14 protein-coding genes and 1 pseudogene are annotated in these 13,656 nt (G+C 50.1%); all 15 read left to right on the forward strand.

Annotated elements, in window-relative coordinates; translation table 11 throughout:
* The first annotated feature begins 180 nt into the window (after positions 1 to 180).
* The 15 genes and pseudogenes from IGS16_RS06040 (at position 181) to IGS16_RS06110 (ending at position 13,178) form a co-directional block, all read left to right on the forward strand.
* A pseudogene (locus IGS16_RS06040) lies at positions 181 to 985 on the forward strand (IS5 family transposase).
* A gap of 355 nt (positions 986 to 1,340) precedes the next feature.
* Positions 1,341 to 2,228, forward strand: a complete 888-nt coding sequence (locus tag IGS16_RS06045; RefSeq protein WP_297084198.1) for an AraC family transcriptional regulator — start codon at positions 1,341 to 1,343, stop codon at positions 2,226 to 2,228.
* Between the two features lie 116 nt (positions 2,229 to 2,344).
* Positions 2,345 to 3,181 carry an alpha/beta hydrolase gene (locus IGS16_RS06050; RefSeq protein WP_297084199.1) on the forward strand — a complete coding sequence of 279 codons (837 nt, stop codon included), beginning with the start codon at positions 2,345 to 2,347 and terminating at the stop codon, positions 3,179 to 3,181.
* A gap of 95 nt (positions 3,182 to 3,276) precedes the next feature.
* Positions 3,277 to 4,236 carry a lysostaphin resistance A-like protein gene (locus IGS16_RS22315; RefSeq protein WP_367185734.1) on the forward strand — a complete coding sequence of 320 codons (960 nt, stop codon included), beginning with the start codon at positions 3,277 to 3,279 and terminating at the stop codon, positions 4,234 to 4,236.
* A gap of 270 nt (positions 4,237 to 4,506) precedes the next feature.
* Positions 4,507 to 5,478 (forward strand): AraC family transcriptional regulator, encoded by a 972-nt coding sequence (locus IGS16_RS06060; RefSeq protein ID WP_297084203.1) that lies wholly within the window; start codon positions 4,507 to 4,509, stop codon positions 5,476 to 5,478.
* A 533-nt stretch (positions 5,479 to 6,011) separates the two neighbouring features.
* The gene (locus tag IGS16_RS06065; RefSeq protein WP_367185736.1) at positions 6,012 to 6,386 is read left to right on the forward strand and encodes an Atu4866 domain-containing protein; all 375 of its coding nucleotides are present in this window, start codon (positions 6,012 to 6,014) and stop codon (positions 6,384 to 6,386) included.
* 27 nt (positions 6,387 to 6,413) lie between these two features.
* Complete coding sequence (locus tag IGS16_RS06070) at positions 6,414 to 7,346, forward strand: SDR family oxidoreductase (protein ID WP_297084210.1); 933 nt, start codon at positions 6,414 to 6,416, stop codon at positions 7,344 to 7,346.
* A gap of 89 nt (positions 7,347 to 7,435) precedes the next feature.
* The gene (locus IGS16_RS06075; RefSeq protein ID WP_297084211.1) at positions 7,436 to 8,077 is read left to right on the forward strand and encodes a nuclear transport factor 2 family protein; all 642 of its coding nucleotides are present in this window, start codon (positions 7,436 to 7,438) and stop codon (positions 8,075 to 8,077) included.
* A gap of 57 nt (positions 8,078 to 8,134) precedes the next feature.
* On the forward strand, positions 8,135 to 8,899 hold the full coding sequence (locus tag IGS16_RS06080; RefSeq protein ID WP_297084214.1) for an SDR family oxidoreductase: 765 nt from the start codon (positions 8,135 to 8,137) through the stop codon (positions 8,897 to 8,899).
* A 33-nt stretch (positions 8,900 to 8,932) separates the two neighbouring features.
* Positions 8,933 to 9,667 (forward strand): SDR family oxidoreductase, encoded by a 735-nt coding sequence (locus tag IGS16_RS06085; protein ID WP_297084216.1) that lies wholly within the window; start codon positions 8,933 to 8,935, stop codon positions 9,665 to 9,667.
* A 164-nt stretch (positions 9,668 to 9,831) separates the two neighbouring features.
* The gene (locus IGS16_RS06090) at positions 9,832 to 10,557 is read left to right on the forward strand and encodes a type II CAAX endopeptidase family protein (protein WP_297084218.1); all 726 of its coding nucleotides are present in this window, start codon (positions 9,832 to 9,834) and stop codon (positions 10,555 to 10,557) included.
* A 28-nt stretch (positions 10,558 to 10,585) separates the two neighbouring features.
* Positions 10,586 to 11,377: a CPBP family intramembrane glutamic endopeptidase gene (locus IGS16_RS06095; protein ID WP_297084220.1), complete on the forward strand. Its 792-nt coding sequence runs from the start codon at positions 10,586 to 10,588 to the stop codon at positions 11,375 to 11,377.
* Positions 11,378 to 11,520: 143 nt separating this feature from the next.
* Positions 11,521 to 11,808: a hypothetical protein gene (locus IGS16_RS06100; protein WP_297084222.1), complete on the forward strand. Its 288-nt coding sequence runs from the start codon at positions 11,521 to 11,523 to the stop codon at positions 11,806 to 11,808.
* Between the two features lie 20 nt (positions 11,809 to 11,828).
* Positions 11,829 to 12,200 carry a hypothetical protein gene (locus IGS16_RS06105; protein WP_297084224.1) on the forward strand — a complete coding sequence of 124 codons (372 nt, stop codon included), beginning with the start codon at positions 11,829 to 11,831 and terminating at the stop codon, positions 12,198 to 12,200.
* A 114-nt stretch (positions 12,201 to 12,314) separates the two neighbouring features.
* Positions 12,315 to 13,178 (forward strand): SDR family oxidoreductase, encoded by an 864-nt coding sequence (locus tag IGS16_RS06110; RefSeq protein ID WP_297084226.1) that lies wholly within the window; start codon positions 12,315 to 12,317, stop codon positions 13,176 to 13,178.
* The last annotated feature ends 478 nt before the right edge of the window (positions 13,179 to 13,656 follow it).

Below are 13,656 nucleotides of genomic sequence, written 5' to 3' on the forward strand. Positions count from 1 at the left end.
CAAGGTCTAGAGAATCCGGCAAATGCCTTGCGGTTGAATGATTTCTTGCCGATAAAACGGGTGAGAAATCATTCAACTCTTAGAGGATGTTTAGGAAGTAGCAGTGGACACCGGTATTAGGAAAGCTCCCTAGAGTTTAGGCTGAAGTTTATCAAATGCTCAACAGCCTTCCAGGAAGCCATGACCTTAGCCTACGCCAGCGAACTGACACTTGAACAGTACCCATTGTTTGCTGCACTACTCAGCCCCGCTCATGCAACAGGTAGACCGCGCAGTGTGAACTTGATGCTGGTGGTGCAAACGATCTTGTATGTGCTAGTGAGCGGTTGTGCTTGGCGCTTGTTGCCCAAGCAGTATCCGCCTTACTCAACGGTCTATTACTACTTCCGCAAGTGGCGCGACGACGGCAGTTGGAAGCGCATCCATGATCATCTAGTCGAGTGGGTGCGACTGGAAGAGAACCGTGAGCCGAGTCCGAGTGCTGCAAGTTTAGATTCTCAAAGCGTTTCCACTGCGGTCATGGTCGATGAGGCGGTTGGTGACGACGCAGCCAAAAAGACCAAAGGTCGCAAACGCTTTACCCTGGTTGATACGCTCGGCTTACTCATTGCCGTGCGCGTGGTGGCGGTCAACGTGCCTGAACGCGAAGGGGCAAAGCAATTGCTCAAGCAGGTGCATCAAGAACGCCATCGGCTCCCACGCTTGGTTCACATCTGGGTTGATGGTCTGGGTTGATGGCGGCTTTGCGGGTAAAGACTTCCTGGAGTGGGTGATGGATACCTGCCGCTGGAGCATCGAAGTTGTGCTGCGGCGCGAGGGGACAAAAGGCTTCGTGGTGCTCCCTAGACGCTGGACAGTAGAGCGTACCTACGGTTGGCTGCACTGGTGTCGTCGGCTGAATCTTGATTACGAGCGCTTGACCGCTTCATCCGAAGCCTTCATCCACAGTGCGATGATTCGTCTGATGCTGCGTAGGCTGGCTTGAGTTTTGCTACACTCTCCGTATCTCTAAACACCCTCTGAGACTACAGTGTCTGCCTTTAATCTGCACTAAGCACTTCTACTCATTGAATAACTGGGATGCACCCGCTCGCAGAGCCGGAAGAGCTTGGCTTTTCATCTGTCCTTTACTAAAATGCACTACCCCTTAAGTAATGATCTGCTTATTGAGGTAGCGAAATGCCTCTAGTGGGAGAGGCATCGATCGCGATATTAGGTTTTAGCATGTAACCATTGGATGGATACTGGCTGGTGACCATTTTTGCTGGGCTAGAATCAGGTTGAAGAAAGCGAGAACGAATCTACTCTACAACTGTAAGCAATCGGTAAGAGAAAGCTCCATGGCCAGCAACCTGCTCAACTCGCTCGAACTCAGCCAACAGTTCAATAAAAAGCTGATGCTTTCCAGTCAGCAAGCGAACTGGAATGGCGTTCTGGTTGAACAGTGCCAAAGCCCTGTTTCAGCTTTTGAGGTGGAACTCTCAGCCCTCTCAGACCATTGGCTCAACTTGCACCTAGGAAATCCCGCCCCTTTAATTCAGAAACGGGACGATCGCCTGCATGAATCAATCCTTCACGAAGGGGACAATCTCTTTGTCCCAGCTGGACAACCGAGCTACTGGTGTCGAGATAAGAGTGGTGTCATTTGCACTCCGCTACATATTTGCTTGAAGCCGGAACTGATTCAACAGGTTGCTGAAGCCTCCGATATTGATTCAAACCGTTTCGAGCTTGTGCATAGCTTCGGTCAGCAAGATTTGCAACTTCACCAGATTGGCATGCTGATATTGGCTGAGTTGCGATCGGGCGGGATGATGGGAAAACTCTATGTCGAATCGCTCACACAAATTCTGGCAATTCATTTGCTGCGGCACTATTCAAACCTAACGCAACCGATCGCATCACCCAACAGCAGCTTCTCTGGTATCCAGTTGCAGCAGGCGATCGATTACATTCACACTTACTTGAATCGAGACTTATCCCTGGCTGAGCTGGCAAGCGTTGTTAATATAAGCCCGACTTACTTTGCAAGCTTGTTTAAGAAAGTAATAGGGATTTCGCCGCATCAGTATGTGATTAAACAGCGAGTGGAACGGGCGAAAGTGATGTTGATGAAAACGGACTTGGCGATTGCCGACATCGCTCTACAAGTCGGCTTCTCCAGTCAAAGCCATCTGACACAACAGTTTAAGCGACTCACTGGAGTAACACCAAAACAGGTTCGCTAACACCTTAAGAATCTGACAATTTACCCTAAGAATCTGAAAGAAACCGAGCATTAGAACTCACTATACTTCGGTTAAATCAGATAAGAACATTTTGCGATGTTCATTAGGGGGGCGACATGCCTTATGTGACTGTTGGTCAAGAAAATTCTGCAACCATTGATATCTATTACGAAGATCTGGGGGCTGGTCAGCCCATTGTTCTCATTCATGGATTTCCCCTCAACGTCCATTCCTGGGAAAAGCAGGTCTTGGTGCTGCTAAATGCGGGGTATCGAGTGATTACCTACGATCGCCGAGGATTTGGTGCGTCTAGCCAACCCTCGCTGGGCTATGACTACGATACCTTTGCAGCCGATTTGAACACGCTGATGACCAAACTTGACTTGCATGATGCTGTGCTGGTCGGCTTCTCTATGGGAACTGGCGAAGTCACGCGCTATCTTGGCAATTATGGCTCAAAGCGGGTGCAAAAAGCCGTGCTGATGGCTCCAGTGCCGCCCTTCCTGCTGAAGACCGCTGATAATCCCGAAGGCGTTGACCAGAGCGTTTTCGATGGCATTATGACAGCGATTGTTAAAGACCGTCCCGCTTACTTTTCTGAGTTTTTTAGAGAATTTTTTAATGTGGATGTGCTGCTGGGTGAACGCATCAGCAACTATGCCATTCAAGCCTGCTGGAATGTAGCAGCCGGGGCTTCTGCTAAAGGAACTTTGGATTGTGTCCCGTCCTGGCTTACCGATTTCCGCGATGATCTGCCCCGGATTGATGTCCCAACTCTGATCATTCATGGCGATGCCGATCGCATTTTGCCACTTGAATCTACCGCCGCAAGACTCCCGAAACTGATTAAAAACAGTCAGCTTGAGATTATCCCTGGCGGCCCGCACGCCATCAACTGGACTCACGCTGATCAGGTCAATCCCATATTGCTGGACTTTCTTCAGCAGAAATAATCAGTGACCTAACTTGTTCAACAGTTGAATGAAACATCGGCGTTATCGAGTTCGCAGATGAACTGGCATCCTACACGCATGTCAAGGAGACAAAGATGAGGTTCAAAGCAATCAAAGGAAAGCAGGAAATCGGAACGGATGTGAACGGCGCGACTTACGTGGAGGCTGCGAGGTGGGGTAAATATCGGGGGTGGCGGTATGTTCTGGGACTGGTACTCATCCTCTTTGCGTGGCTGATCGTCGGTAGTGGTGCCAGCGTACTCGTCGCGTTTGCACTTGGTGGTCAGGCAGACCCCTCGGGGCTTGGGCTTGTGGGGTACTACTTATTTGTCACGGTGAGTTTCCTGTGCTTCTTCGCGGGAGTCCTGATCGCTGTCTCCCTCGTCCACCGCCGCCACCCCCGGACGCTCGTCACAGCGCGGGAGAAGATTAACTGGCATCGCGTTGGTCATGGATTCGTGGCGTGGTTCGTGCCGTACTGCCTGATTGGTGGGCTGGGGCAGTATCTGTTCTACCCGGATACCTTCTCCTTTAACTCCGACCTCTTAACGTTTGCGCTTTTTGTGCCGCTGGCGCTGGTTCTCACCGCGATCCAGACGACAACGGAGGAGCTTTTCTTTCGCGGATACATTGTGCAGGGTGTGAGCCTCATCTGGAGCAACCGCGTTTTTCTGGCGATCGTGGCAGCCGTGGTATTCACCCTGCCGCACCTCTTGAACCCGGAGGTGAGCGCAGGCGGCTGGCTTACGATCTTCTCCAATTACTTCCTCGTTCCGGGTCTGGTGTGGACCGTGGTCTCGTTGATTGACGGCACCACCGAACTCGCCATCGGCGTACACTTCGCGAACAACATCGGTGGGGTACTCCTGTTCAACATCACTGGAACTGCCTTGCCCTCACCCGCTCTGTTCACCATCAGCGAGTATCACGCCACCTACGGGGCGCTAGCGGAGCTGGTTGCAGTACCTGTGTTTTTGGCGATCGCCTACAAGGTATTCAAGCGCGATGAGGCATCCGAACCCGTTTCACAGAGCGATCGGCAAGGTCGTCGGTGATTTCGTCAGTTAATAAACCTAATTATGGCTTTGCTCCAATGAGGCAAGCTTCACAACTGGCACTCCTACTTTTGTAGATGGTGGCATCTGTGCAACGGAGTGAAACCTATAAAACCGGCTGACACTCCGTCTCCCTTGCCTAATCCTCTCCAACAAAGGTTGTGTTTAAGATGGGTGGGTCGTTGACAGGTGAAAGATGACTCTTATCAAGATGGGAATCGGGAAAACCTTCTTATCATAGAGAAACATGGCATTCGTCAGGAATCACGCATGACCATCAAGACACTCGATCACAAAACCAAGAGCAGCATTTCTCCTGGTGAAGAAATCTTGTCAGCGCAGCAGTCCCTGGCAGTTGCCGAATGTGCGGAGCTAGCGAGATTAGCCGATCGGCATACCAATGGTAGGGGAGAAGGTTATCATCCAACTGCGATCGCTCCCTTATCCTTCGTGCGACAAAGCGATCCTTGTATAATCGTTCAGGAAGTCAGTGAACCTCTGTTTGCCATTGTGGTGCAGGGGCAAAAAAAAGTATCTGTCAATGGGGAAACGTTTCAGTACGGTGTTGCTCAGTATTTAGTGCTTTCGGTGGATATGCCGCTGAGTGCCTGTATGGTAGAAGCGACCCCTGATCAGCCCTATCTCGGCTTGAAGCTGAATCTAGACCCAATTCAACTCTGTGAGATTATTGCTCAAACGGATTTGAGTCTCACTCAGAAAGCAAACCCAATCAGAGGCTGGTCTGTTAGCGATGCCGCTCCACCCTTGATCGATTGCGTCATCCGGCTAGCAAAGCTGTTGGATACACCAGAGGATATTCCGTTTCTAGCACCGTTGATGATTCGCGAAATCTATTACCGTTTGCTTACAGATCAACAAGGTGAAGCGGTGCGTCAGATTGCGACTGCTGGCAGTAATATGCAGCGCATTGCGGAAGTGATCAAGCAGATGAAAGCTGATTTTACAAAGCCGCTGCGGGTTGAGGAGCTAGCGGAGCATGCGAATATGTCGGCTGCATCATTCCATCGTCACTTCAAGGCGATCACCTCAATGAGTCCGCTGCAATATCAGAAGCAATTACGACTGTTAACAGCTCGACAGATGATGCTTGCCGAGGCGATCGATGCCACTCAAGCGGCTTATCGAGTTGGGTATGAGAGTACGTCGCAATTCAGTCGCGAATATTCCCGCATGTTTGGTGCGCCGCCCATTCGAGATATTGAACGGCTACGGGTATCTTGAATGCCGCCTGTCTATTTTTCGCTCGTTTATGCGTTGATCAACTGACGTTGCTACTTCTGTATATTCGTTGATTGCGGCATTGTGTTTCTATGTCCCCATCGTCATGCTGCATTCCGATTGGTATAGCCTTGCTCATGCACTCTTTGTAGATAATTTCTCTTCTTTGCCTGCGCCTTTTGAGAGGATCAGGCAACCATCTGAAAGGTTTGTGTATTCAGACTCCTGATTCTTGCTTATAGGATGAAACTATTCGAGTACAACAGCCTCTAACTGCGGCCCGGCGCTCAGATCCTGCCCCTGTGATTAGATGTTACCGATCGAGCCGCAGACTTCGCAGCCGTCAGGCTGCACACAATCATTTTTGACAGTTGAAGATGACGCATCTGCACTGCGGTTTTGTGGCTCAAAACACAAATCAGCATCAAATCATATTGGCACAAAGAAGATCTTGTATGAAAACACAATTGATGCTCAGAACATTGGCAGTGACGATCGGTTTGGGAGCCTTTGCATTGATAAGCTGTACCCCGCAATTGACAGCAGAAGCACCCACGCCAGAAGCTTCTACGGAAGGTTCTGCTACTGAATCTCCATCAGTTGTTCCATCTCCTCAAACCTCTAGTGATCGTCAAACTATGAATTCAAATCAAGCTAACACGGAAGCCGACCAATCAAATAACCCTTACGTCGGAATGTGGGTGACGGAAGATGGTTATATCCGCCAAGAACTTCTACCCAACAACCGTTACGACGAAGCTCGCGGCGACAGAAAGAGCGCATATCAAGGACGCTATGAAATCACCGGAAATCGTATTAATTACTGGGACGATACTGGATTTACTGCCGATGGTGAGTTTCGTGATGGCGTACTTTATCACGGCGGCTATGTTTTTTATCGAGAAAGATGAACTCTTTAACAAAACTAAGGAGAGCAAATGCGGATATTTGTAACTGGGGCGACTGGATATATCGGTCGCGTTGTCACGGAGCAAGCGATCGCCGCAGGACACACCGTACAAGGGTTATCGCGGAAGGAAGAAGGTGATGTGCAATTGAGAGCGCTGGGTGCGACTCCAGTGCGCGGAGATCTGACCAGCCTGGACGTGCTTCGGCAAGAGAGCGCTGAAGCTGACGCAGTGTTGCACCTGGCATATATTCACGACTGGGGAATGGACTACGAAGAGGTTCTACGCATTGACGCGGCAGCAGTGGGTGCATTGGGTGAACCTCTACGCGGAACAGGGAAGGCGTTAGTGGTGACTTCGAGTACGGCGGTCGTTGCTCCAGATCCGGCGGGTGGTGAAACCACAGAGGATTCACCACTGTCGCAAACCTTCGTTCTGAAAGACCGCATCCGTTCCGAGCGTGATGCACTGCGCCTGAGCGAAGACGGCATCCGAGTGAGCGCGATTCGTCTGCCGCCTTATGTCTACGGACACGGCGGCAGCACCTTTGTGCCAATGCTGATGCAGATGGCTGCGAAAGCTGGCGAGTCCATCTACGTGAATGACGGAAGTATACGTACCTCAGATGTTCACGTAGATGATGCGGCGACGCTGTTTCTTCTTGCTGCGAAAGCGGCGAAAGCGGGTGATGTCTTCAATGGCACTGGCTCGACAACCGTCACCTTACGAGCATTAGCTGAAGCGATCGGAGCGGTACTGCAACTATCAGTGCGCTCAGTTAACCGCGAAGAGGCAGAGGCGCGATGGGGGCAGTTCCTGACGGCGTTTGTTCAATACGAAAACCGCCCGTCTAACCGCAAAGCAGTTCAGCAATTGGGATGGCAGCCGCAAGGCATTGATCTGCTCACAGACATCCGATCAGGATCGTATCGAGAACTAGCGGAAAAACTGCGACAGGGCTAGATATTGCGGCTTAATCACTTTCGGTGAACCCAAAAGCACAGACTTCAGAGATATCTCAAATCTTATGAAAGCTTCAGGAGGTTAAGAGAATGCGTCGTTTAGATCAGGTTTTGATAGGTATGGGGTTGATTGGGCTGCTGGCAGTTCCGGCGATGACGCAAGCTCGCACGGATGAGGCAGGTCTTCAGTCGAATGAGACTGCATTTGAGCCAAGACATGACTCGACCGCATTGAATCAGCAGCCTGCCCTCGATCAGTTTCCAGCGATCGCAGACTTGGCTCAGGCCACTCAGTCCAATCAAGCAGACGTACAGGAAACTCAGGTGATCGAACAGCGCAATAAGGAAATCGTCCGGCAGTCTTTTGACGGTTGGCGCAACGGAACTGGCAACGTCTTCGATCTGCTTGCTCCAGAAGCAACCTGGACGATTACCGGGACTGGTGCAACGGTGGGCACCTATCGCAAGCAAGAATTACTTGATCAGGTCGTCAACCCAACCAGTGCCCGGTTGTCTAGCCCAATCGTGCCAACCGTGCGCGGCATTTGGGCAGATGGCGATATGGTCATTGTTCTATGGGATGGAGCGGCGATCGCCAGGGATGGACAACCTTACCACAACACCTACACCTGGTTTTTCCGGATGCAGGATGGCAAAGCTGTCGAAGCGATCGCCTTTCTGGATATGCAAGAGTTCAATGACCTGTGGGCAAGAGTTTCACCGGGAAACTAGGGCTGGTCGCCCTGTCGCTGAGCTAGAGCGACTTTCGCAACTTTAACGAGAATAACCATGACAAACAACACGAAGATTGCACTGGTCACAGGAGCGAGCCGAGGGCTGGGCAAAAATACGGCTTTGGCGCTGGCTAAAAAAGGAGTCGATGTGATCGTGACCTATCGCAGCAGCGAGGCAGAAGCAAATAGCGTTGTCTCTGAGATTGCAGCAATGGGTGGTAAAGCTGCTGCCCTGCAATTAGACACTTCCAGCACAAAATCCTTTGATGAATTTGCAGCACAGGTCAAACAGACACTTCAAGATACCTGGCAGACCGATCAGTTTGATTTTCTGGTAAACAATGCGGGAATTGGTATCCATAAGCCGTTTGCCGAAACCACCGAGGACGATTTCGATCAATTGATGAACATCCAGTTCAAGGGCGTTTTCTTTCTCACCCAAAAGCTATTGCCCCTACTCAAAGACGGCGGACGGATTGTGAATCTTTCGTCGGGTCTTGCTCGTTTTACGCTGCCGGGCTACTCCGCCTATGCCAGCATGAAAGGCGCGATCGAGGTGCTGACTCGCTACATGGCAAAAGAACTAGGACACCGACAGATTGCCGTCAATGTGGTGGCTCCGGGCGCGATCGAAACCGATTTTGCGGGCGGTTCAGTGCGGGACAATCCAGAAATCAACAACTTCATCGCTTCGCAAACGGCGTTGGGTCGAGTGGGTCGTCCCGATGATATCGGCGGGGCGATCGCATCTTTGCTTTCTGAAGATAACCGCTGGGTGAATGCTCAGAGAATCGAAGTCTCTGGTGGTCAGTCAATTTAATTTCAATCCATCCTAAAAGTCAGGAGAACCGTCATGTTGAATGTAGAAAGCAAAGTAATTGCGATCACCGGAGCCAGTAGCGGGATTGGTGAAGCAACGGCTAGATTGCTGGCTCGTCAGGGTCTAAGAGTTGTATTAGGGGCGCGGCGCACCGATCGACTGGAAGCGATCGCTGCCGAAATTCGCTCTAAAGGTGGCGAAGCAGAATATCGTACCCTTGATATCACCAACCTCGAAGACATGCAAGCTTTTGTCGAGTTTGCCCAAGCTAAATTTGGTCGTCTGGATGTTGTGGTGAACAATGCAGGCGTGATGCCACTCTCCAGGCTAGAGGTGCTGAAGATCGATGAATGGAACCGCATGATTGATGTGAACATTCGCGGTGTACTTCACGGCATTGCTGCTGCGCTACCTCTCTTTAAGCAGCAACGATCAGGGCAGTTTGTCAATCTATCCTCGATCGGCGGGCACAACGTCTATCCAACCGCAGCCGTGTACTGCGCCACTAAGTTTGCAGTGTGGGCAATTTCCGAAGGACTGCGGCAAGAATCGACCGACATCCGGGTTACGGTGATTTCGCCTGGAGTGACGGAAACTGAACTTGCCAGCACGATCACGGATGCTGAAGCAGCGGCATGGGTGGGGGAATTTCGTGAGGCAGTGATTCCAGCAGAAGCGATCGCCCGTGCGATTGCCTTCGCGATCGAGCAACCCTCAGAGGTGGATGTGAATGAAATCATTGTTCGACCGATTGGGCAAATGAGCTAAATCTCGAATTTCCCTTACACCGGAAGACCTTTAGTGCATTGAAATAGTTGCACCAAAAGGAATTGCTTTTGACAACACACCTTTTTGGGATTGACAGTGAGTCCGTTGATTCATGAACCCATCAGCAACTTGAATCAGCAACTCGATCGAAGGAGTTTATCACCATGTCTAAAGTGTCTTCTAACCACCCACAAAAGGCCCCTGCCGCGATCGCACCAAACAGGGTTTCCCGTCCGGGTTGGCTTGAGATCGTTGTCGGACTCGTCGTCTACTTAATTGTAGGGTTCGGAGGTGTCCGGCTGTTCGCGCAATTCGGTCTTGACCCTGTGGTCTACGGCCTGATCTTGACTGCATGGACTGGCGTCGCCACGCTGATCGCGTTCGCAGTGGCTGCGCGGCTGCGGATTCGTTCCCTGAGTGCCTTTGGCGTGCGTCGAACCTCCGGACGCTGGCTCCTGATCGGCATCGGAGTAGGACTGATTGCCTTCGTGCTCAAAAGTCTGGCGATCCTAGCCTGGGTTCAGATCACTGGGGACACGAACAATGTCCAGGATGTTTATGGAGATGGCGCTCGCGGCGGTTTACTGTCTCTGGTTTTGAGCACGGTGTTCATTGCCGTCTTCTCACCCCTTGGTGAGGAACTGCTCTACCGAGGCATCGTCACCAACGCGCTGCTGCGCTACGGTCCATTCGTTGGGGTCGTGGGTAGCACTGTGATCTTCGCTCTCATGCATGGGATCAACAACATCTTTCCCGCTGCTGTGGTGGCTGGTCTCGCCACTGCCGAGGTCTTTCGCCGCAGCGGATCGATCTGGCCCGGTCTCGTCGTCCACTTCGTTTTTAACCTGCCCTCGTTCCTGTTGATGGTGTTGTTCAGCAGCACAGGCTAATAGGACAGATCGTCTGGAGATTAAGCCAATGGCAATTCTGAAACAATTCGGGATTTTATTTGTATTGGGCAGTATAGGGATTGTGATGTTTACGATCACGTCTATTCCCTTAATCGAGCAACAGTTAGCAAAACTGTCTCCAGAAAAACTGGTAAAAGTGCCGCCATTGGGCATTTTAATGCTTCTGCAAGGACTACAGTATTCAGTTCTACTGGCAATCAGCATTCTGATCGGAATTGGTTGTGCCTACCGTGTTGGATTACACTCCCATTTGATTGATCATTGGGTGTTTCATACTGCTAAATCTCCATCTTTTGCTGTTGAGATGAAGTGGAGTTTGGGTGTGGGCGCAGCAGCAGCGATCGTTCTCTTGTTGCTCGATCAGTTGATGCAACCTGCCCTACCTGAAGCGCTACAGGCAGCCAATAATACAGAGCGAAGTTGGTTAAATTTGCTCACAGCAATGTCCTATGGCGGCATCACTGAGGAAATTTTGATGCGCTGGGGTTTAATGTCGCTGCTTGTTTGGATCGCGTGGAAAGTTCTAAAACAAGGCGTTACGTTGCCCAGTCAAGGGATTTATCAGGGTGCGATCGCTCTAGCCGCGTTGGTATTTGGACTGCTACACCTGCCAGCAACTGCCGCGATCGTTCCCCTCACTCCAATTGTGATTATTCGAGCATTGTTACTGAATGGGATTGCGGGGATTGGGTTTGGCTGGCTCTTTTGGCAATATTCGCTAGAAGCTGCAATGTTAGCCCATATCAGCGTTCATGCTTTTACCTTTGTTCTTAGCGGTTTACTGGCAAAGTTGGCTTAAGGTTTGGAATAAATCTCATAGGTCTATCACTGCCCACCAAGCTTTACCGTGAAAGGTTTTACAAAGAAAGGTTTTAAAGATGGTGGGCAATCCCCACGACTTGAATTGATGCTCAACTCTACAGTTTTAAGGTGGTCAATCACATGATTCAATACAAAGATTTTACGCCTCGGATTACTGAACGGGGACCACTCGGCGGAGCTTCCGATTACGAATCCTTCTCTGAGGTTGTGAGTGCTGTCAATCAGTGGATTGAAAGTACAACGATACAGGTGATCAATGTTGAAACTGTTGTTTTACCCGATCGGATTGAAGGCACAAGTGATGATGTTTACGGATTGACGACCAAGAATGCGTTCCACCCAGTGACGATCAGTCAGGGTCTTGCAATCAAATACTTCCAATGTGTGCGTGTCTGGTACAGAGAATAAGCGTCACCAGAGAAGAAATAATGAAACGATCTACCTTGTTTACTTTTCTGTATCTTGCGCTGGGAGTTTGTTTGACAGCGATCGCGCTGGGATACCCAAACCTGCCTTCGGGCCTTCAAACCAGCTTGTTGATCAATGCAGGAGCGTCCTACATCGCTTGTATTTTCAATCCATTTTTGCGGGAGAGGACAATCCGCTTCTATCGCCGCCGCAATTCATCGGTCATCCTATCCTCGTTGGTGATTGGATTCATTATTATTTGGATGATTTGGCAGGTTCAAAGTCAGAACTGGACAATGGAAGCCATTTTACAGGCGCTTCCGTGGCTAATAGGTGTTTTACTGTTTGCTGAAAACATTGTGATTATAAGGCAAGTGAATTCTGAACGTTAGGGTCTAAATCGGATGATGCCGAGTAATATGCCTGCACAAAACGTTAATTCGAGTCCTTGAGGCATTGCTTTTTTAGTCAAAGCTGACTACAACACACCCATCAGGAGGTTTCCAATGAACCGGAAGACTTTAGTCACTGGTGCAACTGGCAGTAACGGTACAGAGATTGTCAAACGACTCGCAGCACAGAACGTGCAAGTCCGCGCTATGGTTCGTAACCATGATCGAGCAAAGGAAATTGCACTCTTGAATGTTGAAGTGGTGGAGGGGAACTTTGATCGCCCTGAGACGCTGTTGAAGGCACTGACTGAAGTAGACCGCGCCTTTCTCTTAACGAACTCTACAGAACGCGCAGAAGCCCAACAACTCGCGTTTGTTGATGCGGCTCGTCAGAGTGGTGTCAAGCATATCGTCAAACTATCGCAATTTGCAGCCGATGCCCATTCGCCTGTGCGCTTTTTGCGTTACCATGCCGCCGTCGAAGCGGCAATTCAAGCCTCAGGAATGACGTACACGTTTCTGCGTCCCAATCTCTTTATGCAGGGCTTATTAAGCTTTAAATCGACAATCACGAGCCAAAACGCCTTTTATGCAGCGATCGGTGATGCAAAGGTCAGCGTGGTAGACGTGCGCGATATTGCAGAAGTTGCAGTAGTTGCTCTAACAGAAACAGGGCATGAGGGAAAGATTTATGACCTCACCGGACCACAGGCATTGACTCATGCTGAGATGGCAGACCAACTCTCGGCTGCGCTCAATCGTCAGATTGCATTCGTCGATATTCCATCTGAAGCAATGCGCGATCAACTGCTCAACATTGGGATGCCAGTTTGGCAAGCAGAAGGGCTGATTGAGGATTACGCGCACTACCGACGCAATGAGGCAGCAGCAGTTTCGTCTGATATACAAGACGCAATTGGTAAAGAGCCGCGCAGTTTTAAGACCTTCGCCTGCGACTACGCAACCATGTTCGGCTAGACGCAGCCCAATCAGGTTAGGTCGAATAGTACAGATATAGAGTTGAAATACAACTCTGGCATGAGCATTATGGTGCAGTATGAAAGACACGATGAAACACAACAGTTGGCGATCGCACCTCGCCTGTGTCTCTGGTGGACATTGATAGGGCCAAGTATTTCATCGGGGATGTACAGGAAAGATTCAGATATCAGAGAACAATGAAGCTATCCCCAGACAAGCACAAGAAAATTGTATCTAAGGTGTGCATTAGCTTTCGGACGATGCGGACGTGGCTAGAAGCCTCATTTACAAGTACAAGCTGATAAAGTTGATAGCGTAGGGGTAATAGACGGGAACAATTTTGCTGAATGATCGGCTCCTGACTGAGTTGAAATAATCTGTCTAAGGAGAGAAGTATTGATCGCTAGCTCATGATCTAACACAGAGGTGTTGAAAGATAGCTCAACATACAAAAAATGGGGGCAGAATGTAGTAT

This window comes from Thermoleptolyngbya sp. C42_A2020_037 (assembly GCF_015272455.1).
In the GTDB taxonomy this organism is placed as follows: domain Bacteria; phylum Cyanobacteriota; class Cyanobacteriia; order Elainellales; family Elainellaceae; genus Thermoleptolyngbya.

Coding starts and splice junctions, on each gene's coding strand:
- IGS16_RS06045 (WP_297084198.1), top strand. CDS start 1,341: ATGGCCAGCAACCTGCTCAACTCGCTCGAACTCAGCCAACAGTTCAAT.
- IGS16_RS06050 (WP_297084199.1), top strand. CDS start 2,345: ATGCCTTATGTGACTGTTGGTCAAGAAAATTCTGCAACCATTGATATC.
- IGS16_RS22315 (WP_367185734.1), top strand. CDS start 3,277: ATGAGGTTCAAAGCAATCAAAGGAAAGCAGGAAATCGGAACGGATGTG.
- IGS16_RS06060 (WP_297084203.1), top strand. CDS start 4,507: ATGACCATCAAGACACTCGATCACAAAACCAAGAGCAGCATTTCTCCT.
- IGS16_RS06070 (WP_297084210.1), top strand. CDS start 6,414: ATGCGGATATTTGTAACTGGGGCGACTGGATATATCGGTCGCGTTGTC.
- IGS16_RS06075 (WP_297084211.1), top strand. CDS start 7,436: ATGCGTCGTTTAGATCAGGTTTTGATAGGTATGGGGTTGATTGGGCTG.
- IGS16_RS06080 (WP_297084214.1), top strand. CDS start 8,135: ATGACAAACAACACGAAGATTGCACTGGTCACAGGAGCGAGCCGAGGG.
- IGS16_RS06085 (WP_297084216.1), top strand. CDS start 8,933: ATGTTGAATGTAGAAAGCAAAGTAATTGCGATCACCGGAGCCAGTAGC.
- IGS16_RS06090 (WP_297084218.1), top strand. CDS start 9,832: ATGTCTAAAGTGTCTTCTAACCACCCACAAAAGGCCCCTGCCGCGATC.
- IGS16_RS06095 (WP_297084220.1), top strand. CDS start 10,586: ATGGCAATTCTGAAACAATTCGGGATTTTATTTGTATTGGGCAGTATA.
- IGS16_RS06100 (WP_297084222.1), top strand. CDS start 11,521: ATGATTCAATACAAAGATTTTACGCCTCGGATTACTGAACGGGGACCA.
- IGS16_RS06105 (WP_297084224.1), top strand. CDS start 11,829: ATGAAACGATCTACCTTGTTTACTTTTCTGTATCTTGCGCTGGGAGTT.
- IGS16_RS06110 (WP_297084226.1), top strand. CDS start 12,315: ATGAACCGGAAGACTTTAGTCACTGGTGCAACTGGCAGTAACGGTACA.